This is a genomic window from Virgibacillus subterraneus (assembly GCF_900110695.1).
GTDB classification, from domain to species: domain Bacteria; phylum Bacillota; class Bacilli; order Bacillales; family Amphibacillaceae; genus Lentibacillus; species Lentibacillus subterraneus.
Genome location: NZ_FOEH01000004.1, coordinates 256,584 through 279,158, shown reverse-complemented (window position 1 = coordinate 279,158; position 22,575 = coordinate 256,584). Strand labels below are relative to the sequence as shown.

Genomic DNA, 22,575 nt, shown 5'->3' with positions numbered 1-22,575 from the left:
ATGGCTTATTACCATTTTCACTATAAAAAAATAAAAAACTCTTGCATTGTCGAGATTTGTTTGCTAGAAATAATATAGGGGATATTTGCTAAGCTTCAATTCACTATGCCCATCGCTATGGGATAACTACATATTTTATATTTTACTGGACAAAGGCTTTAAAAGCCTTTTGTTTTATTTTAGACCTCTATTTCACAAAACTGTCACATTTGGAGGTTTGAAAAGGTGAAATCAAGTAATGTAGTAAATAGATTGTATTTCAATTCCATGGTACAATTAGAATAATTATGTAGGATACTATTGGGAATACTTAGGTATGATAAGTAGTATGCCTAGAAATTATTTGTGCCTTTTGTTGGGTTTAGAAGGGGGGAATATATGTAATGAATAAAGTGGAGACAACTTCTTCACCTCTAATTGGTAATTCAGCTGCAGCAAAGGAAAAGGATGTTACTTTACTTGCTGATCTAAAGTCACTCATTAAAGTAGGAATTGTAAATTCTAACTTAATTACGACATTTACCGGTTTTTGGTTGGCTCTTTATTTTACAAACAGTACTTTTGCAGCTAATTGGGAAGTTTTTCTATTAACTATGGCTGGAAGTGCTCTTGTTATTGCCGGTGGTTGTATCATGAATAATTGGTATGATGTAGATATTGATCCTGTTATGTCGAGAACAAAGACACGTCCGACAGTTACAGGAAGTATATCGTTAAAAAATGTTCTGCTCTTAGGCATTTCTTCTACCACATTGGGACTTATCCTCTTATTGTTCACAACTGTTGAAGCAGCGTTTATTGGATTTATAGGCTGGTTTACATACGTTGTTCTGTATACAATGTGGTCCAAACGCAAATATACCTTAAACACAGCAATTGGTAGTATTTCCGGAGCGGTCCCCCCATTAATTGGGTGGGCAGCTATCGACCCAGGTCTTCACATGGTAGCTTTTGTTTTGTTCCTTACTATGTTTATATGGCAAACGCCGCATTTTCTGGCTTTAGCTATGAAAAAATCAAAGGAATATAAGGCTGCAAACATACCAATGCTCCCTGTTGTACATGGGTTTGAATTTACAAAACGACAAATTGTCGTCTACATTGCATGCTTATTGCCACTACCATTTTTTTTAGCATCATTAGGAACAACTTTTATGGTAATCGCAACTTTATTGAATGTTGGGTGGTTAGCACTTGGTATTAGTGGATTTTTTACGAAGAATGATTTGAAATGGGCGAATATGATATTTATATATTCCTTAAATTACTTAACCATCGTATTTTTACTGATGGTAATTGTGACATTTGATTTCCCGTTTAGTTAAACTCGTCCTTACTTATACAAAATTAATATATAAGGAAGTTACAAAGAGAAAGAGAGGTATGAATACATGAAAGGTTGGATGGGAAGATTCAGAGCATTTTTTCTGTTAGGCTCGTTAGCACTAGTGTTGTCAGCATGTGGTAAAGACAACTTAACTGCTCTTGTACCCAAAGGGTATGGCGCAGAGTCCTCTATGGATTTAATTATTATTTCGACAGTTGTAATGCTGTTTGTCTTTGCGGTTGTAATGCTTATATATGTAGCAGTTCTGCTGCGCTATCGTAAGAAAAAAGGTCAAGAGGACTTTATTCCGAAGCAAGTTGAAGGTAACAAAACACTTGAAACAATCTGGACAGTTATCCCAATTATCCTGTTGATCATTATTGCAGTGCCTACTGTAACGGCAACTTTTGATTTAGCGGATAATTCCGGTTCAAAAGATGGATTGAACATTCAAGTTACTGGTAACCAATATTGGTGGCATTTTAATTATGAAGGGCAAGAAATTCAAACCAGTCAGGATTTATATGTACCAGTTGGCGAAAAGATTTATTTATCCATGAAATCTTCAGATGTACACCATTCATTCTGGGTACCATCTATTTCAGGGAAAATGGATGTGTTGCCAGAGAATGAGAATAAGATGTATATCGAAGCATATGAAGAGGGCGTTTACTGGGGTAAATGTACAGAACTTTGTGGTCCGTCTCACTCACTTATGGACTTCAAGGTTATTGTAGTCAGCCAGGAAGAATTTGATCAGTGGGTAAAGGATATGAAAAATGTAAATCCTGATAATCAACCACAGGATGCTGTTGCACAGGAAGGTAAGTCGCTGTTCCAGCAAAATAATTGTATGAGTTGTCATGCGATTGGTTCATCTCCAACGCAAATAGGACCTAACCTTACTAACTTTGGTGATCGTTCTAAAATCGCCGGAATTTTAGATCCGACGAAGGAAAACTTGGTTAAATGGATTGTGGATCCTGAATCCATTAAGCCAGGAAATAAAATGACTGGTAATTACCCTGAGGTTTCAGAAAAAGAGGCTGGTAAAATTGCTGAATATTTAATGCAATTAAAACCGTCTGAGGTTACACCTGAAAGTGCAGGAAATTAATAAACATACACATATAAATCAAGGGATGGAAGATGTTAAAGGGAGGTTTAACTCGTGAGTATAGCAGCTACTCAAAAAAGAGGCTTCGGCGCTGTGCTATGGGATTATTTAACCACTGTAGATCATAAAAAGATTGCTCATTTATATCTGTTCGGTGGTGGATTTTTCTTCATACTCGGTGGATTGGAAGCCATGATTATACGTATTCAATTGGTCAGACCTGAAAATGACTTTGTCAGCGCAGGTTTGTATAATGAAATTCTTACGATGCATGGGACTACGATGATATTCTTAGCGGCAATGCCGTTATTATTAGGCTTGATGAATGCCGTCATGCCTTTACAAATAGGGGCAAGAGACGTCGCATTTCCGTTTTTAAATTCATTGGGCTTTTGGTTGTTTTTATTCGGCGGGCTTATTTTAAACTGTAGTTGGCTTTTAGGTGGAGCACCTGATGCAGGGTGGACGTCATATGCACCTTTGTCGACCACATCACCAGGACATGGTGTTGATTTCTATGTGCTCGGTTTACAAATATCAGGTGCTGGTACGCTAATTGGTGGTATTAACTTTCTAGTTACCATTATTAACATGCGTGCACCTGGAATGACATACATGCGTATGCCATTGTTTTCATGGACAACGTTTATAACAAGTGTATTAATTTTATTCGCTTTTCCAGCATTAACAATAGGTTTATTCCTACTAATGTTTGATCGATTATTTGGTTCAGCATTCTTTAATGTTGCACTGGGAGGGAATACTATTATCTGGGAGCATTTATTCTGGATATTTGGTCATCCTGAAGTATATATCCTGATATTACCAGCATTCGGGTTATTTAGTGATATTTTCTCTACATTCGCTAAAAAACGCTTGTTTGGTTATACAGCAATGGTGTTTGCAACTATCTTAATCGCATTTTTAGGTTTCATGGTTTGGGCTCACCATATGTTTACAGTAGGTCTTGGACCTGTAGCTAACTCGATCTTTGCGATTGCGACAATGGCTATAGCTGTACCAACTGGGATTAAAATATTTAATTGGCTCGCGACATTGTGGGGCGGTAGTATAACTATTAACTCAGCAATGTTATGGGCATTAGGATTTATCCCTACATTTACTCTTGGAGGTATGACAGGGGTAATGGTAGCTTCAGTTGTTGCTGACTATCAGTACCACGATACTTATTTCGTTGTTGCCCACTTCCATTATGTAATTGTTGGTGGTACCGTTTTTGGAATTTTAGCTGGTCTGCACTATTGGTGGCCTAAAATGTTTGGGCGAATCCTAAATGAAAAACTTGGTAAAATAGCTTTCTGGATATTCTTTACTGGATTTCATTTAACTTTCTTTATCCAACATTTCTTAGGTTTGATGGGAATGCCTCGTCGTTACTGGGTATTCTTAAAAGATCAAGGCTTGGATACAGGTAACTTAATTAGTACAATTGGTGCATTCTTAATGGCAATTGGTGTTATTATATTCTTCTATAATGTTGTTTACACAGCAGTTAAGGGAGAAAAAGTACCTGATGATCCATGGGATGGTCGTACACTTGAATGGGCGACATCTTCACCGCCTGCTCACTATAACTTTAAACAAACCCCATTAGTCCGTGGACTGGACCCACTTTGGGTTGAAAAAACAGAAGGTAAAGGCAAAATGACACCTGCAGAACCATTGGGGGATATCCATATGCCAAATGGATCGATCTTGCCATTCATTATGTCATTTGGATTATTTATAGCCGGATTTGGTTTCATTTATCAAGTCAACTATACCTGGGCTTATATTCCATTATTTGTAGGTATGGGTATATTACTTGGTTGTATGTTAATCAGATCATTAAAAGATGATCATGGTTACCATATTACAAAAGAAGAACTTGAAAGGGAGGCTGACTAATATGAGTCACGATCATTCCTTAAATCCCGAAACAATGCCACATGAACCAGAAAAGGCTACCCTTGAGGGTAAAAACAAATTTCTTGGTTTTTGGTTTTTTCTTGGTGGTGAAACAGTTTTATTTGCGTGTTTGTTTGGAACATACCTTGCATTAAGAAACTCAACAGCTGGTGGACCAACAACAAATGATTTGTTTGGTTTAGAGCTTGTTTTCATAATGACCATTTTGTTATTAACAAGTTCATTAACAAGTGTTTATGCGATGTATCATATGAAAAACAACAACTTTAAGAAAATGCAGCTTTGGCTAGGCGTTACGGCTGTACTTGGGTTTGCATTTTTAGGTTGTGAATTGTATGAGTTTAATCATTATATACATGAGTATGAATTCACATTCCGCTCATCAGCATTTGGTTCAGCCTTTTATACATTAGTAGGGTTCCACGGAGGACACGTTACATTTGGTTTACTGTGGCTTTTGGCGTTGATGATACGTAACGCAAAACGAGGCTTAAACTTATACAACGCACCAAAGTTTTATGTATTTAGTTTATATTGGCACTTTATCGATGTTGTATGGGTGTTTATATTTACAGTTGTATATTTAATGGGAAAGGTGGGTTAATTAATGGCAGAGAACACCAATTCCAACGAAGTTAATCCATATCAAAAGCATAAAAATAAATTAGAGATGCAAAAACAGTTAATTACATTTGCATTGATGATTTTGTTCACTATTATTGCTTTTGTAATTGTGGCTACTGGTATGATGCAAAAGATGTTTGTCATACCAGTGTTACTAATCCTAGCTGTTATTCAAGTAGCTTTTCAGTTTTATTATTTCATGCACATGAAAGAAAAGGGGCATGATATGCCATCCTTAATGATGTATGCTGGTATAATGGCAGCACTACTTATAATAGCGGGATTAGTAGTAATCACTTGGTGGTAAGATACAAAAGAGATCGGATCGGGACACAAAGTCCCGATCTTCTTTTTGCCTCTTTAATAATTATAAATCCTTTTCTTTGTTCAAAAATTGTCACATTACAGATGTGTGATTCTTATTTAAATGCGTTATAATAAGATACATAATCCGTTTATGGAGTGAGATATTATGTGGTTGGAATTACAGATTTTTGGTTTTCGTGCGTTGTGGAGTCCATATTTTCTTTTGTTTGTATTAGGTCTTGCTTTGGTCTATTTTTTGATAACTGGACCATACCGTCAGAAGTTTGGCGGCGGAGATAAACCATCCAAAAAACAACAGAGTATGTTTTATATTGCTTTGTTTTTGTTATATGTAGTAAAAGGTTCACCAGTAGATTTACTTACTCACATAATGCTAACGACGCACATGATGCAGATGGCAATTTATTATTTGGTGTTTCCTATTCTGATTATCAAGGGAATTCCGAAGTGGTTATGGGAGAAAGCGGTTCTTAGCCCTGTTATAAAGCCTGGACTATCGTTCCTATCAAAACCACTTATTTCGATTTTGTTATTTAACACATTATTTTCATTGTATCATTTACCTGACATATTCAACTTTGCTAAGTCATCACAAATTGCACATTCATCGATATCGGTTACTATTTTGATTGCAGCATTTATTGTATGGTGGCCTGTTTTGACACCAGTTAAAGAATTTAATCGTATGCCTTCTCTTGGGAAAATATTTTACATTTTCGCCAATGGTGTTTTAATCACGCCAGCATGTGTATTGATTATTTTTGCCGACGTACCGATTTATGCCGCATATTCACAGGATGGGGCTTGGATGCAGGCATTAGCTTTATGTGTACCTAATGATGTATTACAAGGTTTAACATATGCCATATCGGGTCCTGAAATGTTCTCTCCGTTGACTACATTAGAGGACCAACAACTAGGTGGTATTATTATGAAGATATCACAGGAAATCACGTATGGTGTAATCTTAGCTAGAATCTTTTTTGGCTGGTTTAATCGAGAAAGCTTACAAATCGATCCATTACCCGAAAACGAATATAGTTAGTGAATTCATGTGGACTATGTGAAGCTTTTTTAATTGTGCTACTTTCATAAGGATAGAAAGGATTAGTGTAAATATGCCGTTTTTACCAACGATAAGCACTTTCTTCATCATGACAAGTGCTGTTTTAGTTGCATTTGGATGGAGATTTATTATTAAAGGGAATGCAAGTGCACATAAAAAAACGATGATTTCTGCAGCGATCAGTGCGTTGTTATTTTTTATAATTTATGTATCACGAACTATCTTTATTGGAAATACAAGCTTTGGGGGACCAGAGGATATCAAAATATACTATACAATCTTTTTGATTTTCCATATTTTCCTGGCAACAACAGGGGCTATTTTTGGTGTCGTGACAATAACATTAGCATTAAAGCGAAAAATAAAAATTCATAGAAAAATCGGACCTGTAACAAGTGTGATTTGGTTTTTTAGTGCAATTACAGGGGTAATGGTTTATTTACTCTTGTACATTATTTATGATGGTGGTCAAACAACAAGTATGTTAAAAGCAATATTAGGTGGATAAGTAAAGTGTGCGAGCAGTATTAGCTCGCACACTTTATATTTTTATATTCCATTTTATTATTTTGGCTTCTTTTGCTGAATTAAAGGCAATCAGGAATAATGGTCCTAATATAAAACCTAGAATACCCAATAGTTTTATTCCCAAAAACATTGCAATAAGTGTGGCAAGTGGTGATAGACCAATATGCTTTCCCATTACTTTCGGTTCGACTGTTCTTCGTACTGCCAACAATATAATGGCCAATATCGCTAACTTAATGCCCAGAACTGTATCACCAGAGATGAACATAAATAATGACCATGGACCAACAATTATAATCGACCCTATAATTGGAATGAAATCAACTATCCAAACAATAAGTGCCATTATAATAGCTACTTCAGGTGCTATTACAAATAGGCCCAATAAAGTAACAAGGAAAATAATAACACTGACAAGTAATTGCGCTTTGAGGAATCCGAGTACAACGCTTGAAAGTCTATTGTTCATGAAGGAAACCTTTTCAGCAGTTTCTTTTGTCATTAAATTATATAATTTTGCTTTAATCAACGGTAATTCGAGCATAAATAAAAACAGTGCAATTATGTAAACAAGAAAACTGATTAAATACTGTGGAACTTGGGCAAAGATTTGTGCAATATTCTCTATGGTGATTTTTTCTTTAGCTGCATTACTTAAGTTAGTTAGATGTGACTGTATACTATCGGAAATCTGATCAGTGAATTCTGGTGGCAGACTCTGTGTATAATTTTCAAAATCTGATTCCCAATCTGCGTAAACATTATTTAGCTCATTAAAGTGTGTAGGAATATCTTCGACAAAATTAACAACTTGGGTAACTGCTTTTGTAACGACAAATGACCCCGAAATCCCTATGAATACCAAAAATAACAGGAACACGATAATTACTGATGTTTTTCGGCTTATTCTTCCTTTTCGTTGTAAAAATCTTACTAAAGGATTGAGGATTAATGCTGTTACTAATGCAACGATTAAAGGTATTGAGACTGGTAGTATAAAGTAAAAGACCAGTATTAGGAATATGGTTAAGATGATTAATGTCCATTGGCGTTTTGATATAGATCGAAACAATGTGAATTGATGTCTCCTTTCTTTATATAGGATAAATATGTATATAAAAAATATAGCACTAATTATACGGTTTGAACAGTTAAACATAATGGTTTAGGTTATTAAAAAACCAACTGCGCCTGTTATTTACTGAGCAGTTGGTTTTATGATTATTAAATACCTGTATTTTTCATCTGTTTATTTTTTATATATCTCAATTTCTTCTTTGACTTTTGATACAAGGTTAGTTGCACGTTCTACTAAGTTTTCAGGGAAATTTTCCTGTTCGCCATATTCTACACCATGTGGGTAATAGTGTTTACCAAGTAATGGTGTTGAAAGTTTAATAACAGCATTACCACGGTCGACATCACCCTCAACTGCATAACCTAAAATTCGAATATAATATGTAATGTTTTTTTCTTTGGAACCAATTTTATAGTCATAGGTTACACGTTCGTAATCCCACTGGCCTCCACGAATAAAAGCGTGTTTTGCCATCAGGTGATCTAATGGTTTCACATCAACAATAGAATCTTCAATTCCAGTATTTTCTAATCTCATTTTATCCACCTCACATCTTTTTCCTCACATAACAATAATAATACTAAATAGCCCAAGTTGCAATCGAAAAGAAAATTAAACGGATATATGAAAGATATTTGTAAATTTGGGAATGAATAATAAGTGATACTATAAAATTCGCTAAGGAGGAAGTGTAATGAAAGCTGCTAAAGAAATTATGAGTACGGACATAGTTGTTTGTCTGAAAGATGATACGTTACATGATGCAGCTATGAAGATGAAAGACAGGAATGTTGGTGTTATTCCAGTTTGTTCAGCTGATCGGGAACTTCTGGGGGTAATTACCGACCGTGATTTGGTTTTAAGAGGGTATGCTGATAAGAAGCCAGACACAACAAAGGTACAAGAGGTTATGAGTGATAAGCTGCATTTCACTTCGCCAGATACTTCAGTAGAGGAAGCAAGTAGACTAATGGCTGAAAATCAAATTCGACGTTTACCTATTGTTGATAATGGTAAACTCGTAGGCATTGTTTCGTTAGGGGATCTTTCACTTGAGGATAAATCAAATGATGCTGCAGGTCATGCTCTTGAGGAAATTTCTGAACGACCAGAACTTCATTAATGTAGTATAATGAGAACAACCGTATAATCCATATACGGTTGTTTTTTAATAGATAGTTAATAAAGCATAACTAATCTTACTACATAAGTGAACTGAGGCTAACACTCCAAAGTAGAGGATAAAAAACACTTTAAAGAAAGGTCAATTTTTCTGAAAAAAATAAAGAAAAGAGAATGTACTTGGAATCTCTTACATATAGTTAACAGTAAAAGGTTGAATAGAAGGGGAAGCGTCTATGCGGTTTATTCAAGTAGTTGCACTATTAGTATTACTCTTAATTGGTGGCTATTATCTTTTTGAAAAAAATAATCTATCACCCAAACAGGCGATAGATGACTTTAGCAGCATTTTTGAAACAAAGAAGAATATGCTAGAGACCAAGCAAATACCTGAGGAGAGATTAACTATTCCTTTAAAGGGAGATCTTTTTCAATGGGTAGATAAATCAACGGATGAATTAATTAAAGCATTCGGAGAGCCGGTAAGAAGAGATCAAAGCGGATATGGCTATGAATGGTGGGTATACACGGATCAGCAAAAACAACATATTCAATTTGGAGTAGTCGGTGATGAAATTAGATCAATCTATGCTGTTGGAAATGACTTGTCGCTTGAACCTATTGAAATCGGGCAAGACTATGAATCGGTGAAGAAAGAACTGTCTATTACAAATGAGGTGTCTTACAGTAAGAAACTTAATTCATATACATTTCGCTTAAAGGATGAGGAAATACAAGGAAGACCACTAGTCAAGCTAACAGATGATATATTTATGCAATTATATTTTGATACGTTTACAAATAAATTGTCATCTATTCGTGTGTTATCTGCGGACATATTGTTACAGCACCGTCCTTATGAAATGGAGTATCGCGGTGATTTGCCTGAAAAACCTAATTACTCAGATAAAAAATGGGAAGAGATAGAAACGGGAATGGAACAGCAGGTTTTTAATATAACAAATGTTCTCCGAAATCAATATGGAGAAACCTCTTTAAAATGGGATGAAACCGTTAGCGAGGTTGCCTATCTTCATAGTAAGGATATGGCTGAGAATAATTACTTCTCTCATTATGCCTTGAATGGGGATGGTTTAAAAGAACGGTTAGCAGCACAAGAGGTGTTTTATCAGGCAGCCGGAGAGAATATTGCTGCACAATATCCGGATGTACCATCAGCTATGCATGGCTGGTTAAATAGTGAAGGACACCGGGAGGCATTACTGAAAGAGGATTATACACATTTAGGAGTAGGAGTCTTTCGATTTTATTACACTCAAAACTTCTTGAAAAAACAATAGGGTTTGAAAAAACGCATAGGATGGTATTTTTGTTATTAAGCGTACTATAAAGTCTAAATGCTGTGGATAAATGGACTTCCGAATTAGCCAAGTCCAGCTCCGCCGTACAGGACGAACTAGTGCGTTTATTCTTGTTTCGGACTTTAAACAGTGTAGTATTGTGCTTTTTATTACGCACAGTGTTTGATTAAATTACATAAAATAATTAGTAACAGATAACTATGATGAGGTGAAAAACTGTGAGTGATGATAAGCTTCACCCTAGTGTTAGGGAGTTTAAAGTATTTATGAATAAGCATCCAAAGCTTATTGAAGAAGTCCGTAAAAGCGGGAGAGGCTGGCAGGAGTATTATGAGAAGTGGGCATTACTTGGTGAAGATGATCCGGTTTGGGACAGTTACAAGAAGGAAGAGGCTGAAGGCAAGTCAAAAGAAGGTAAAGGAGAATTGTTTGGCCAGTTAATGAAACTATCGGAAAATGTTGATATAGATAAGGTGCAAAAGCAAGTACACCAATTAAGTAATACCATTACAACAATTCAAGATGTATTAGGGCAATTTCAGACAACAAAAACCCCTCCACAGCAGTTCAGGAAATCAAATAATCCATTTAATTGGGGGAGGGACTAGAGGTGGTACGATGCAGACATCAACATATCAATACTTGCAACAAAATCCAAAGCTAGCTAATTTTGTGCGTTATAATCCTGCTTGGTATCGATACCTTTCAAGAGATCCTTCTAGGGTCAAGGAACTTGAAAAAGAATCAAAAAAATTTTATGGAAAAACAATACCTCAACAAGTTGAGAAATTTGGGGATCAGATGAAAATGGTCAATATGCTAATTCAATTTGCAGGGGCAATGAAGGATTAAATAAATTACGTTTTCATTAAGGGAATTACATGATAAGATTGAGGTGGAGGTGAAAAAATGATTGGTACAATGGAATATGTAGATATACTTGACCATTCTGATATAGTCAGTGATATGATTCAAAAGTCAGATGTTATGGAAGCCTACGAAGATTCCCTTAAAAATGTAAGGAATGATGATGAAGCTCAACGGCTTATAAAGGCGTTTAAAGATACAAAAGGTCATTATGAAGACGTTCAACGTTTTGGAAGGTATCATCCTGACTATAATCAAATTATGAAAGAAGTACGCTCTACAAAACGTGAAATGGATATGAATGACAAAGTTGCAGCATTTAAGATTGCTGAACGTAACTTGCAAAAGTTACTCGATGAGGTAAGCGAGTATATTGCTTTAAGTGTGAGCGATGATATTAAAGCACCGAAAGATGGAGCTGCATTAAGTGATGGCGGCTGCGGTTGCGGAAGTGGAAGCAGTGGTTGTGGTTGTAAAGCATCCTAGTAAATATTGATGTATTTATTATATTCTGATACACTTATTTGCAAACATGATGTTAGCGAGGATATCCGATGATAACGAAACGTCAAGGATTAATTGTTTGGTTTCAGCATATGAAAAACATAAAACAAATAAAGCGATATGGGCACTTAATTTATTCTTCAAGGAAGTTAAAGTACGCAGTGATTTATGTAGACCAATCTGAATTGGAAACTATAGAGACTAAGCTACTAAAGCTTTCTTTCGTGTCAAAAATCGATCGTTCTTATAAACCATTTGTACAAACAGATTATGAGAACGCTAAACCTGATAAGGCTAAACAGTATGACTATAAAATGGGAATTTAACCTTTGCGGTGATACATAACTTGACCGCAAAGGTTTAGTTTTGTCAAAAAATTTTAGAAAAATCGGCATTTCGTTAAAGGGAGTCTTATGAAAGCGTATTTTTGCTTTCGTAGCCCCCTTATTCTTTGAAGTAAAAGCCTTATTATAGATAAGCTTTGGTTGAACTTATGAAGTAAAAAGTATTTTGTTACTTTCTTAACTACAAAAAGAAAACCTGCAGATATTTTCTGCAGGTCCCTTTGTTTTCTTGTTAGAAAACAAAAAGGCAAAGGGAGAGGAGAAACCGGAGGAAGAACTTATGGGGAAGTGTAAGTCTTCTCCGTGTTTTGAAACAGCCAAGCAATCTTAGCTGTCTCACTATGCTATTATGTACATGGTAATGAATTATATACACTCTCTTTTATTTTTTATAGTTAATTAGATTATAAACTTGCTCTTTTGTTTTGTTAGGATTAATATGATTTATTGAGGTGGTTACATGCGAGTAGTAGCAGGTGTACATAAAGGTAGGCAATTGAAAGCGGTGCCAGGTAATACTACCAGACCTACTACAGATAAAGTAAAAGAGGCCATATTTCAAATCTTAGGGCCATTGTTTGAACATGGTATGGTTCTTGATCTGTATGCTGGGAGTGGCTCATTAGGAATTGAAGCTTTGAGCAGAGGTATGGAAAAAGGGATATTTGTTGATAAAAATCCTAAAGCAATACATACTATTTATGAAAATGTTAGGACAATAAAATTAGATGATAAGGTTGAAGTGTATAAAACAGAAGCATTTCGTGCCATGAATGCTGCTTCAAAAAGAGACCTGCAATTTGACTTGATTTTACTAGATCCGCCATATAGGAAAGTAAACTATGGGAAATTGTTGGATGAAATTGATAAACTTCAACTATTGAATAAAAATGGCATGATATATTGTGAACATGATATAGTAGACAAATTACCAAGTGACAGTGATCGTTTTTCCGTCGTAAAACAAGATAATTACGGTGGTACAATAGGCGTTACAATTTATAAACAGGAATAGAAGGGAGAGCTTTTCATTGAGCAGATTAGCAATATGTCCAGGCAGCTTTGATCCAGTAACATATGGGCATTTGGATATTATAGAACGAGGTGCAAGTGTTTTTGATAACGTTATAGTTGTCGTCTTTAATAACCAGTCCAAAGCTCCTTTGTTTACAGTCGAGGAAAGAGTAGCTCTGTTAGAGGAATCCACAAAGCATTTACCTAATGTTACGGTTGATGAATCAAATGAATTATTAATTGATTATGCCATGCAGCAAAAGGCGCAAGTAGTATTACGCGGACTGAGGGCTGTTAGTGATTTTGAATATGAAATGCAAATCACATCTATGAACAGAAAGCTTAATGAAAGAGTTGAAACATTATTTATGATGACAAATAATCAATATTCGTTTTTAAGTTCAAGTATTGTAAAAGAAGTGGCTAAATACAAAGCCAATGTTTCTGATCTCGTTCCTGAAGCAGTAGAAAAAGCATTAAAGAAAAAGTATAGCTAGTTTAAAAAGATGTTGATAAGTGAGATGATCAACATCTTTTTTATGTTTTTCTTAACCGATTGCTTAAAATAATGAATGCAATCAGTAAAAATGTAATGGTTATTATTGGCCCAAGCTCTTTTAAGTTATATAGTATTGCCAGCCATGAATCTTGTGGAATCCCATTTGAAACAGGGATCCCCTTAAAGTCGAAAGAGGTTCGATTCAAATATAATGGCTTATATAAAATAACTGTTAGAATGCTTGCAAACACTCCATGCAAAATACGGGCGAAAAAATATGGCGAAAAACGGATATCCGTGGGTGCTATAATGCTTGCAACTTGTGCTTGGATTGAAAATCCATTAAAGCCTAATATAAAACTTACTACAATAATTTTAGCCAATAAACTGCCGGTCTCTGTTTGCGATATTGCTCTTGCTCCTTGTGTTATTTCGAATAATCCTGAAAATAGTGGTAAGGATAAATCTGCTGGCAGCGTAAATAATTGTAAAATATATTCAAAAATGGTTGAGATTGCTGGTGAAAATCCTATGATAAACATCAGCTTTGTTAAAACGGAAAAAAAGATGATAAAGCCACCAACCATTACTAATGTTTGAATCGAAGTTAAAACTGCATCCCCGACTATTTGTCCAAATGGACGTGGGTCATTCATTCTGGCACGATGCATTTCCTTAAATGCATAAATGATAGAAACTTTTTGTTTTTTTGATTTCACCACATTCTTTTCTTTTTCTCTGCCGTAAAACCGCATGCATATACCGACTAGTGCGTTACCAATGTAATGGGCCGAAGCAAGTAATATACCCAGTTTAACATCGTAGAAAAAACCAACTGACACTGCTCCGAATATAAAGAGAGGACTTGAAGCGTTTGTGAATGAAACGAGTCGTTCAGCCTCGATTTGTGTAAGCTGACGTTCCTCTCGAAGTCGTGTCGATATTTTAGCGCCAGTGGGATAGCCACTAGCCATTCCCATTGCCCATGCAAAGCTTCCGGCACCAGGAACATTAAATAACGGTCGCATTATAGGTTCAAATAATATTCCAATGAATCTTACAACGCCGAAGCCAATTAATAATTCAGCGGTTATAAAAAAGGGTAGTAATGAAGGAAACACAATTTCCCACCACATTTTTAAGCCTCTTATACTAGCTTCAAATGATTGGTCTGGATATTTAATTAGGCAAAATGCAATAAAAACAGTAATCCCTGATAGTAGTATTGTTTTGACTTTTTGTGTCAACATAAAGCCCCCTAGAGTATGAGCTAGCTCTGTACTTCTATTTTCGATAGTAGTAGAATGATTCTAGCTTGATATATTAAATTTATTAGCATGTTAAAGAATTAATTTGTACGAGCCTATATCAATATACGCACATACATCATGTTTTTATGCCATACACTTTTTATCACCTTAATTAAAATGATGTAATTGGAAAGATGGAAGGGGTTTTACGGTGAACTTTACAAAAAAGCACATAATTTATTTAATAGTTGTAATCGCAATAGCATTTTTCCTTTCAACATATCAACTCCCATATTATGTATATAAGCCTGGAGGTGCTGATGCACTTAACCCAATTGTCAATGTTGAAGGTGGATACGATAGTAAAGGTGACATGCATCTTGTTACGGTCCGAGGCGGGCAAGCGACCCCAGTTCAATATTTGTGGGCAAAAGTACTGCCCAATCATGAGATCTACCCCCTTAGCGAAGTTAGGCCAGAAGGTGTTTCAGAAAATGAGTATTTTCATGCACAGCTTCAGATGATGGAAAGTTCACAGGAGGCATCAACGGTAGTAGCTTATAAAGCCGCTGATGAGGATATTACAATTAATTATGAAGGAGTATATGTAGTTGCAGTTGTTAACGGTATGCCAGCGGATGGGAAGTTAGAATCGGGCGACCGTATCACTGAAATTGATGGGAATGAGATTAAGGAATCCAAGGATTTAATAAATTACGTGGAAAATAAACAAGCAGGAGATACGATTAATTTAGAAGTTGAACGTGGTGAAAAGCAATTGACAAAAGAAGTTCAACTTGAGAGATTTAAAGAGGCGGATAATAAAGTTGGCATTGGGATAAGACTTGTTACCGATCGAAGCGTGAAAGTTGATCCAAAAGTTAACTTTTCGAGTGGTAGTATCGGCGGGCCAAGTGCAGGATTAATGTTCTCTTTGGAGATTTATGATCAATTGACCGAAAATGATTTAACAAAAGGCAATCAAATTGCTGGAACCGGTGAAGTGGACTACAATGGGAATGTATTACGGATTGGTGGAATTGATAAAAAAGTAATTGCAGCTGATCAGGAAGACTGTGATATCTTTTTCGCTCCTAATGATAATGGAGCTGAAGGATCAAACTATGAAGTAGCAAAGAAGACTGCAGAAGAAATTGACACCGATATGAAAATTGTTCCAGTAGATACATTCGAGGATGCATTGAACTATTTACAAAACATAGAATCGGAATAATAAAAACCTGTCTTATGCTAATGTAGCATAAAACAGGTTTTTTTCTTTGACTTTTTTATCCTTACTTTAATATTGGTGGCTGCAGTTCCTGCTTGTGAAAGTCTCGTTTCTTTTTAGCTGGAAGTATACTATAATAGGCCTTTGAGGCTTTTTCCTCCATAGAAAGCATTGGGTCAGTAGTTCGGCTTAGATTTGCAACCAGTGGTACGTCCATATTCTTTTTTTGTCTATTTAAATAGGTTTGTCCTGTTTCTGTCATTCCTAAAATGCGGACATATGGAACAGATGAAGAATTTTTTGCAACTTCCATATCTGTTTTTGGTGTATTTGTTAATATATGGGCAAATATTCGTTGCAATCGTGTCCAAGTATATCGTTTAGTTTTAATCTTCTCAATCCAATCGTCAAACGAAGTGACATCATTAGCAGTAGATTTAATACGATATTCCAGTCCTTCATCAACACCATGAATTTCAGAAAGTTCATGGAGTGACATTGTTAAAACACGGTAATGAACAAGATGAAAATAATGTTCCCAATTATGCCAGGTAGTTGCATCATGCTTATATAGTTGGAGCTGGCTTACGGTCTCTGCTGGCATGGTGTCTTTAATATCTGCTGAGATAACCTGGTCAGTAAATAATTTGTTTCGAATACTTGTAGCACTTGCAATTGCCCCTGTAATTTCTTTGTCATGATAGCCACTTTTCGTTCGTGTTATTGTTAAGGGGTCAATAGGTAGATTATTATCAAGTATCGTTTTAACGTAGCTAAAACCAAGTATATTGTTTGGCTGCGATAAATCCATCTCCGAAGTGGTTAAGCCTATCTTCTCATATGCTTTTCTGCTTGCCTCTGGAAAAGATAGACCTTGATTTAAACAGCTTTTAAGTGTTTCTTTGAATGTGAACTTATTCTCATTGTAGACTTTGTAGCTCTTAGTAAAACGGGATATGTCACCAGATTCACTGCCGAAACAGATACTGGACACACCAATCTCATTTAATGTATGTACAGAACCTTTGGAAAACAAATCACTGCTTTGAACAGCGTAAGGATAGGGTAACTCCAATACTATGTCAATTCCAGCTGATAATGCCGCATTTGTCCGGTGGAATTTATCAATAATTGCGGGTTCTCCACGTTGTAAAAATGATCCACTCATAACAGCAATTATGCAATCGGCTTTAGAGACTCTTTTTGCTTCCTGTATATGATATACATGCCCATTATGAAACGGGTTATATTCGACAATTAAACCACAAGCTTCCATACGTTCATCCCCTATATGTGAGTTGGTATTAATTGTATCAAAAAACTTATCCAGACGCATTGTTCATAAATATGATTATCAGAAATAGGAAAGGGAACACTATATATATAATTTTTTGAAGGAGGTTAAGAAAGTAATGCTACTTTCTAATCTGCATTAGTGCAATTAAGACTATAGCCATCAAAACTCAGTAATAAGCTAAGACTTCTAAACAAATTTTATTCTGTAAAGAAAACATGTTGACAAAAGTTCATTTTCATTTTAAAATAACTCTTGTTGCCTTGAGGTGATAATAATGAAATTTACATTAGGTCAAATTAAGAATAATGCCTATAATGAACCCTTTTCATTTGATGATTGGGTTAATGTTTCCGAGTTGGAAGCATTGAATAATGATATACGTGAAATTGATTCTGCTCATGTATATGGTACAGCATTCGATCAGGGGAACGAAATTGTTTTTTCATTTACAATAAGTGGAAAGATGATTTTACCATGTGCCCGTACATTAGTCGATGTTCCATATCCTTTTGAAATAAAGGCAACTGAGATTTTTTCTGAATCAACCTATTATGATGGTGAAGAATCAGAAGATGAAATTCATCCTATTGATGGGGAAGTACTTGACTTAACCCCCTATATCAAGGAAAATATCTTACTAGAGGTTCCTTATCGTGTGTTCTCGGATGATGAAGAAGCCAAAAGACATACTCCTGTTAAAGGAAATGATTGGGAATTTATTTCAGAGGAAAAAACCGAAAAGAAGATTGATCCACGTTTGAAAAAACTGGAGTCATTACTTGAAGATAACGAGAAAGAGGAATAAGAATATTAATTCTGATTTTTGCTTTCGTATTTGAAGGAGGTGTAAGTCATGGCAGTACCAAAAAGAAAAACGTCTAAAAAGGTTAAAAATCAACGTCGTACTCATAAAAAGCTACACGTAACTGGCATGGTAGAATGTTCAAATTGTGGTGAATTAACCAAGTCACATCATGTATGTAAATCATGTGGACATTATGATGGAAAAGAAGTAGTTAACAATTAAATCGTACTAATAGCCTATAATTAACAGATCACTGCTTAGTGATCTGTTTTTATATGTAAAACTACAAATTATGCTATGATGAGCAGGAATAAGTGATAAAAGAGGGGATTTCATAATGGAAACAATTCAATATAATAAACATGAAGATGGTTACGGTGTAATACAGTTAAATCGTCCTGAAAAACTGAATGCTATATCAAATGAAATGGCTAGTGAACTTAAGAATGTACTGAAATCTGCGAAGCAAACTTCGATTAAATTCTTAGTAATCACAGGTGCAGGAAGTAAGATGTTTTGTGCGGGTGGTGATTTACATAATCTTCACGGAGAACTAAGTACTGATGAAGCTTTTTCAATGTTGTATCCAATGAAAGAAGTTCTTTATGAAATTGTCTCTTTCCCAGTTCCTACTATATGTTTGCTAAATGGAGATGCGTTAGGTGGAGGATGTGAAATCGCAACTGCTTGTGACTTCAGAATTGCAAAGGAAAACACTAAATTTGGTTTTGTACAAACTAAATTAGGAATAACCCCCGGCTGGGGTGGCGGAGCACTTTTATATGAGAAAGTTCATCCAAGCTTTGCATATCAGTGGCTGATGGAAGGAGAAGTATATAATGCATCTTATTTACAAAAACAAGGTTGGCTACATAAAATTGCTTCAGAAGAATTATGGAATAATCATCAAAAACTATTAAATCCTTATTTATCGAAGTCGTTAAATCAAATGAATATATTAAAAATGCAATATAGGAAGAAGCTATCTATATTAGGCTTTTCTGCATTAATGGATGACGAGGTTAGAAATTGCGCTAAGTTATGGGAATCACAGGAACATAAGGAAGCTGTTCAACAATTCATATCACGATAATAATACAAACTATTCACAAAAATAGTAAAACTTATTCTATCACTCCTACTTTTTGCATACATTGATAGCAAATGTGTAAGGAGGGATGTTATGAATGCAACACGTCAGGATGCATGGACGCAAGATGAAGATATAATATTAGCAGAAACTGTTCTTCGCTATATTAGAGAAGGTAAAACCCAGCTTGAAGCGTTTAAAGAAGTTGCGAAACAACTATCACGAACATCAGCGGCATGCGGCTTTCGCTGGAATGCTTCAATTCGGAAGCAATACCAGGACGCTATTGATTTTGCTAAGGAAGAACGTAAACAAGGCGGACGACAGAAATCATGGAATTATACAGAAACAAGACCCATGCAAGAGGATGATCCAATTAATACTGCGATTTTACTGTTGGAGAAAATGAGGACTAATTTTACTAGTGAAAGTCAATTGTCTCAACAAGAAGAGAAAGAGGCAGTAAATAATTTAAAGAAAGAAAATGAGATACTTAAAGAACAATTAAAGCGTTATGAAGAAGCGTGGAGAGAAATGGGGAACTTGTGGAATTGGGTGAAGGAAAATAAAATGTAACAACAAGAGTGCAAGTAAACACAGTGTATAAACTAGCCATGGCTAATTCTGAAGAGAAGTTATTCATTATAATATGCCAATATATAATTTTCTGGAGCGCAAAAAGACATGAATGATTAATAATTATCATTCATGTCTTTATTTTTGTCTAGGAAACTTCGTGTATCCTTTTCGCTTTCCAAGCATAAGATTCATCTTGACTTTCGCCATCATTGGCGATAAGTCAAGTTCATCTAATCTCGGGGAAAAGGAAGATCGACTAAAACCGCCGCTTTGCGCGGAAACGTCGACCTACCCGCAGCGCTGAGCACAGTCCATACGGCGCTGAACAGGCGCTTGCGTTTTTGTTCTTATTTTAGTTTTCTTTTTCTTTTACGCCCTCAGGCATCCAAATCAGCGGATTCTCGCCAAGGTCACGTTCCATGTCATATCTTGCTTTTTGAAAGCCCATTTTCTCCCAGAAACCATGCGAATTAATTCGTGGGTTTGTTTTTATAGGTAACTGATAGCTTTTAGCAAAATCGACTAAGGCTTTACCGTATTCCTGTCCTCTATAATCTGGTAATACCTCGAGTTTCCAAAGCTCCAAGTAATCCTGCGGCGGTTCAAAATATGCATCATATTTAGAGGTGACCTTGTAAAGGCTCATTCTTGCGATTAAGTTATTGCCAAGATAAATCCCATAAAATGGTGACTCGCTGTCATTTTCGACAATATTATTTTGTAAATCTTCCAGCATAGATAGTTCCTGGTTGCCATACTCCTTGAATCGCTTAAATTTTTCTAGTGTCTTATAATTAATTAAAAGCTTCTCAACTTTAATTTGGTTCATGACATCTTCCCCCTTAAAATCAGAAGTATTTGGTTTTCCATTTAATTTTATTATAATATAAAAAAATTCAGATTGAAATGACAGATACTTATAATCTTAGTTTTATTATACTGTAAATTAAGAGGAAATTATACTTCAAGTACATAATGGTATATATTCTGCTACAATTAATTAAAGATTTTGTCCAAAAAGTCCGATAAAAATGACGCATTGAATTTCTTCGTTAGCTTAGCAGTTAGGAAATGATAATACTGCAAAAGTAAAACCAAGGATTTCGCCATTAAGCATTGGCAATAAGCCGAGTTTCTAACTTTTAAGTTGGATGGAAAAGATAATCACGATGTAGGTTCGGTAAAGTTTTTTCCTAGTGTTCATGTTTTCATAAGGGAAGCTACTCTGAAATACATCGCATGAAGAAAATTGTCCTATATTTTTGAGAACATTGCGACCTTAGCCGACTCGGTCATTTTCATCCTCCTTTTTGAACACACACTTAAAGGAAAATTATAGAAGGGCGAATACGAATATGAATATTGGAATAATAGGCGGGGGATCAACTGGACTGTTGCTCGGAAGTCATTTAGCAGTTAAGCATAATGTGACTATTTATGTTAGGCGAGAGCAGCAAAAGAAAACGTTGAATGAAAATGGGATTTTTTCGCCAGAATCAAATAAATTAATAATAGTAAAGTCACTTCTAATCAGTGAGATGCATAGAGAAGATTATTTATTCGTCTGTGTGAAACAGCATCATGTTTCACAAGTTATTCCATTTATTAACCAGACAAATATAGAATCCACCGTTATCTTTTTGCAAAATGGCATGGGACATATTAATTTGCTGCAAAAATTGACTCAGACGGTTCTAGTCGGAGTGGTCGAACACGGAGCTCTGCGAAAGAACGACCATATCGTTTCACATACTGGAAAAGGTGTTATTAAGCTTGCGGTATTTTCGGGTGACCGAGATGATCTTGATCCCATTGTAAACAATTTACACCAACACCAGTTTCCGTTTAGAGGCTCATCAGACTGGGAGAGTTTACTGCAGGGGAAATTGATTATTAATGCTGTAATAAATCCTTTAACATCGTTATTCAATTTGAAAAACGGTGATATTTTTAAGAACGTATATATTCATAATATAGCTTGTGAGTTATGTCGTGAAGCATCACTAGTATTGGGGTTAAACTTTAATCAACAATTGGAACGGGTTCAGGAAGTTGCAGATAAAACAGGAAATAATATTTCATCGATGCTAAAAGATTTACAAGAAAACAGAAAAACGGAGATTGAAGCAATATGTGGTTACTTAATAAATCAAAGCAATCACCCTATTCCGTATACGACATTTATATATACTAGTATAAAGGCTATGGAAAAGCAGAAGGAGATTAAGGAATAGGCATGTTGAATATTATCATTTATTTTATAGGATTTATCATAACAGTTCCTGTGATAGCTACATGGATTGTTTATTTAATCTCCTTGAAAATATACAACCATAAATGGAAAGCATTTCATAATGCTGTCAACTGGACAGCTATACTATACATAATTGCCGTTAATACTTTAGTAAGTGAAGTCTTTGGTATATCATTTTTTGGTATCGTTTTGGTTATATTAATTAGTATCTATACGATTATCATAATTGTTCATTGGAAAATTTATACCGAGGTTTTATTCAGTAAAGCGTTTAAGTTATTTTGGCGAATTTGTTTTCTATTGTTTTCAATCTTCTATATTTGTTTGGTTTTTGTTGGTATTTATTTGCGTATTTTTTCTTATTAAGGATCTTATAGTAATAGTTGTCAATCCTGGATATT

General features: G+C 35.3%; 27 protein-coding genes. 22 read left to right on the top strand and 5 right to left on the bottom strand.

The window, feature by feature from the left end; translation table 11 throughout:
* The first annotated feature begins 383 nt into the window (after nt 1-383).
* The 7 genes from cyoE to BMY13_RS13170 all read left to right on the top strand — a co-directional run bounded on the left by cyoE (nt 384) and on the right by BMY13_RS13170 (nt 6,898).
* Nucleotides 384-1,325: a heme o synthase gene (gene cyoE / locus BMY13_RS13200; RefSeq protein WP_092493070.1), complete on the top strand. Its 942-nt coding sequence runs from the start codon at nt 384-386 to the stop codon at nt 1,323-1,325.
* Between the two features lie 66 nt (nt 1,326-1,391).
* On the top strand, nt 1,392-2,444 hold the full coding sequence (gene coxB / locus BMY13_RS13195) for a cytochrome c oxidase subunit II (protein ID WP_092505132.1): 1,053 nt from the start codon (nt 1,392-1,394) through the stop codon (nt 2,442-2,444).
* A 54-nt stretch (nt 2,445-2,498) separates the two neighbouring features.
* Nucleotides 2,499-4,352 carry a cytochrome c oxidase subunit I gene (ctaD, locus tag BMY13_RS13190; RefSeq protein ID WP_092493067.1) on the top strand — a complete coding sequence of 618 codons (1,854 nt, stop codon included), beginning with the start codon at nt 2,499-2,501 and terminating at the stop codon, nt 4,350-4,352.
* Between the two features lies 1 nt (nt 4,353).
* On the top strand, nt 4,354-4,977 hold the full coding sequence (locus BMY13_RS13185) for a cytochrome (ubi)quinol oxidase subunit III (protein ID WP_092493066.1): 624 nt from the start codon (nt 4,354-4,356) through the stop codon (nt 4,975-4,977).
* Nucleotides 4,978-4,980: 3 nt separating this feature from the next.
* On the top strand, nt 4,981-5,304 hold the full coding sequence (gene ctaF, locus BMY13_RS13180; RefSeq protein WP_092493065.1) for a cytochrome c oxidase subunit IVB: 324 nt from the start codon (nt 4,981-4,983) through the stop codon (nt 5,302-5,304).
* 165 nt (nt 5,305-5,469) lie between these two features.
* Nucleotides 5,470-6,369, top strand: coding sequence for a cytochrome c oxidase assembly factor CtaG (gene ctaG, locus BMY13_RS13175; protein ID WP_092493064.1), 900 nt, complete (start codon nt 5,470-5,472; stop codon nt 6,367-6,369).
* 73 nt (nt 6,370-6,442) lie between these two features.
* Nucleotides 6,443-6,898, top strand: a complete 456-nt coding sequence (locus BMY13_RS13170; RefSeq protein ID WP_092493063.1) for a DUF420 domain-containing protein — start codon at nt 6,443-6,445, stop codon at nt 6,896-6,898.
* A 33-nt stretch (nt 6,899-6,931) separates the two neighbouring features.
* Here the strand turns inward: BMY13_RS13170 and ytvI are convergent, their stop codons facing one another.
* Complete coding sequence (gene ytvI, locus BMY13_RS13165; protein ID WP_092493062.1) at nt 6,932-7,990, bottom strand: sporulation integral membrane protein YtvI; 1,059 nt, start codon at nt 7,988-7,990, stop codon at nt 6,932-6,934.
* Nucleotides 7,991-8,167: 177 nt separating this feature from the next.
* Entirely contained in the window at nt 8,168-8,533 is a 366-nt protein-coding gene (locus tag BMY13_RS13160) for a YugN family protein (RefSeq protein WP_092493061.1), read from the bottom strand.
* Between the two features lie 157 nt (nt 8,534-8,690).
* Here BMY13_RS13160 and BMY13_RS13155 point away from each other — a divergent pair, with 157 nt between their 5' ends.
* The 8 genes from BMY13_RS13155 (at nt 8,691) to coaD (ending at nt 13,666) form a co-directional block, all read left to right on the top strand.
* Nucleotides 8,691-9,119, top strand: a complete 429-nt coding sequence (locus BMY13_RS13155; protein ID WP_092505130.1) for a CBS domain-containing protein — start codon at nt 8,691-8,693, stop codon at nt 9,117-9,119.
* A 235-nt stretch (nt 9,120-9,354) separates the two neighbouring features.
* The gene (locus tag BMY13_RS13150; protein WP_092505128.1) at nt 9,355-10,419 is read left to right on the top strand and encodes a CAP domain-containing protein; all 1,065 of its coding nucleotides are present in this window, start codon (nt 9,355-9,357) and stop codon (nt 10,417-10,419) included.
* 239 nt (nt 10,420-10,658) lie between these two features.
* The gene (gene ylbD, locus BMY13_RS13145; protein WP_245736103.1) at nt 10,659-11,048 is read left to right on the top strand and encodes a YlbD family protein; all 390 of its coding nucleotides are present in this window, start codon (nt 10,659-10,661) and stop codon (nt 11,046-11,048) included.
* 10 nt (nt 11,049-11,058) lie between these two features.
* Nucleotides 11,059-11,292, top strand: coding sequence for a YlbE-like family protein (locus tag BMY13_RS13140; RefSeq protein ID WP_092493058.1), 234 nt, complete (start codon nt 11,059-11,061; stop codon nt 11,290-11,292).
* Between the two features lie 57 nt (nt 11,293-11,349).
* A complete protein-coding gene (locus tag BMY13_RS13135; protein WP_092493057.1) occupies nt 11,350-11,793 on the top strand; it encodes a YlbF/YmcA family competence regulator in 444 nt (147 codons plus the stop codon).
* A 68-nt stretch (nt 11,794-11,861) separates the two neighbouring features.
* Entirely contained in the window at nt 11,862-12,137 is a 276-nt protein-coding gene (locus tag BMY13_RS13130) for a YlbG family protein (RefSeq protein WP_092493056.1), read from the top strand.
* A 478-nt stretch (nt 12,138-12,615) separates the two neighbouring features.
* Nucleotides 12,616-13,170, top strand: a complete 555-nt coding sequence (rsmD, locus tag BMY13_RS13125) for a 16S rRNA (guanine(966)-N(2))-methyltransferase RsmD (RefSeq protein WP_092505126.1) — start codon at nt 12,616-12,618, stop codon at nt 13,168-13,170.
* A 16-nt stretch (nt 13,171-13,186) separates the two neighbouring features.
* Nucleotides 13,187-13,666, top strand: a complete 480-nt coding sequence (gene coaD, locus BMY13_RS13120; RefSeq protein WP_092493054.1) for a pantetheine-phosphate adenylyltransferase — start codon at nt 13,187-13,189, stop codon at nt 13,664-13,666.
* A 40-nt stretch (nt 13,667-13,706) separates the two neighbouring features.
* On the opposite strand, the gene ylbJ is transcribed toward coaD, so the two are convergent.
* Nucleotides 13,707-14,915, bottom strand: a complete 1,209-nt coding sequence (gene ylbJ / locus BMY13_RS13115; protein ID WP_175476800.1) for a sporulation integral membrane protein YlbJ — start codon at nt 14,913-14,915, stop codon at nt 13,707-13,709.
* 214 nt (nt 14,916-15,129) lie between these two features.
* Between ylbJ and BMY13_RS13110 the strand changes: the two genes are divergently transcribed.
* Complete coding sequence (locus BMY13_RS13110; protein ID WP_092493052.1) at nt 15,130-16,152, top strand: SepM family pheromone-processing serine protease; 1,023 nt, start codon at nt 15,130-15,132, stop codon at nt 16,150-16,152.
* 61 nt (nt 16,153-16,213) lie between these two features.
* Here the strand turns inward: BMY13_RS13110 and BMY13_RS13105 are convergent, their stop codons facing one another.
* Nucleotides 16,214-17,425: a nucleotidyltransferase gene (locus BMY13_RS13105; RefSeq protein ID WP_092505122.1), complete on the bottom strand. Its 1,212-nt coding sequence runs from the start codon at nt 17,423-17,425 to the stop codon at nt 16,214-16,216.
* Between the two features lie 295 nt (nt 17,426-17,720).
* On the opposite strand from BMY13_RS13105, the gene BMY13_RS13100 reads away from it, so the two are divergent.
* From BMY13_RS13100 to BMY13_RS13085, 4 genes are all read left to right on the top strand, one after another.
* Complete coding sequence (locus BMY13_RS13100) at nt 17,721-18,251, top strand: YceD family protein (RefSeq protein WP_092493050.1); 531 nt, start codon at nt 17,721-17,723, stop codon at nt 18,249-18,251.
* 48 nt (nt 18,252-18,299) lie between these two features.
* Complete coding sequence (gene rpmF / locus BMY13_RS13095) at nt 18,300-18,473, top strand: 50S ribosomal protein L32 (protein WP_092493049.1); 174 nt, start codon at nt 18,300-18,302, stop codon at nt 18,471-18,473.
* A gap of 115 nt (nt 18,474-18,588) precedes the next feature.
* The gene (locus BMY13_RS13090) at nt 18,589-19,344 is read left to right on the top strand and encodes an enoyl-CoA hydratase/isomerase family protein (protein WP_092505120.1); all 756 of its coding nucleotides are present in this window, start codon (nt 18,589-18,591) and stop codon (nt 19,342-19,344) included.
* Nucleotides 19,345-19,434: 90 nt separating this feature from the next.
* The gene (locus tag BMY13_RS13085) at nt 19,435-19,917 is read left to right on the top strand and encodes an RsfA family transcriptional regulator (protein ID WP_092493047.1); all 483 of its coding nucleotides are present in this window, start codon (nt 19,435-19,437) and stop codon (nt 19,915-19,917) included.
* A gap of 355 nt (nt 19,918-20,272) precedes the next feature.
* Here the strand turns inward: BMY13_RS13085 and BMY13_RS13080 are convergent, their stop codons facing one another.
* Nucleotides 20,273-20,749, bottom strand: coding sequence for an N-acetyltransferase (locus BMY13_RS13080; protein WP_092493046.1), 477 nt, complete (start codon nt 20,747-20,749; stop codon nt 20,273-20,275).
* A 526-nt stretch (nt 20,750-21,275) separates the two neighbouring features.
* On the opposite strand from BMY13_RS13080, the gene BMY13_RS13075 reads away from it, so the two are divergent.
* Nucleotides 21,276-22,154 carry a 2-dehydropantoate 2-reductase gene (locus BMY13_RS13075; RefSeq protein WP_092505118.1) on the top strand — a complete coding sequence of 293 codons (879 nt, stop codon included), beginning with the start codon at nt 21,276-21,278 and terminating at the stop codon, nt 22,152-22,154.
* Nucleotides 22,155-22,156: 2 nt separating this feature from the next.
* Nucleotides 22,157-22,540, top strand: coding sequence for a DUF3397 domain-containing protein (locus tag BMY13_RS20075; RefSeq protein ID WP_092505116.1), 384 nt, complete (start codon nt 22,157-22,159; stop codon nt 22,538-22,540).
* Nucleotides 22,541-22,575 lie beyond the last annotated feature (35 nt).